We start from the raw sequence: 772 nt of genomic DNA, 5'->3' as shown, positions 1-772 counted from the left end.
TACTGACCCTCATTTCTTCTAAAAAACATATATACACCTTTTCATTTTTAGCTAGTTTATTAGCACATTACTGTCTATTTTATCATATCCCTAACCAAAAAATCTAATATAGTATCTTATTTTTTTGAATTTTTTATCGCCCTTTCCTACATTGCTTTTACAAGCCTAAGAAAGGGTCATCTCCCAGAATGATAACAATGAAAAGTTTTCGATAGAATATGATATCTCTCGAAAAAAATGATTAAGGAAAATTCCTCTTGGTAAGATTAATAAAAATTCTGATTTTTCCAATCATATCAGATAAATACTTCTTTCTAAAGTTTTCATCTTAATATCACTAGACAGCAAAAAAACACCGCCCTTATTTAACAATGTACTAATAAGGGTGGTGTTTTATTAAAAAATTGACGATGACTACCTAACACTAAAATTATAAACTGTCATCTTCTGGGTCATCCTTCTTGCGTTTAGCAAGAAAGGCAAGACCAGTTGCAGTAGATAGAACTCCTAACACCGTTGCAAGTGGATTACTTCTCTCAATAAACTTAGGAAGCATCCTAGATTCTGGTTGTACCAAAAGTCTATCAGCCTTAGCCTTAAGAATGAAACTGTCAGAATTGCGATCATTAACAGAAAGACTAGTTCTTTCTGATGTGTTAATTATCAGTGAAGTGTTTGTCAATTGCTCTGAACTCATTGAAGATATCTGTGAGTTTGATGAAGCACTGGTTGAAGTGTTCATGGATGCTGACGTACTTGCTGACTCGCTCGC

Annotated in this window: 1 protein-coding gene; it reads right to left on the bottom strand. The window is 33.4% G+C overall.

Features of this window, described 5'->3' with window-relative positions:
* Positions 1–430: 430 nt before the first annotated feature.
* A partial coding sequence (locus HMPREF2697_RS05840) for an LPXTG cell wall anchor domain-containing protein (protein WP_142350080.1) occupies positions 431–772 on the bottom strand: 342 nt, incomplete at its 5' end.

The organism is Streptococcus sp. HMSC064D12 (assembly GCF_001837205.1).
GTDB classification, from domain to species: Bacteria; Bacillota; Bacilli; order Lactobacillales; family Streptococcaceae; genus Streptococcus; species Streptococcus salivarius_D.
The sequence above is the reverse complement of the archived record's forward strand: the minus strand, read 5'-3'. Positions and strand labels throughout refer to the sequence as shown.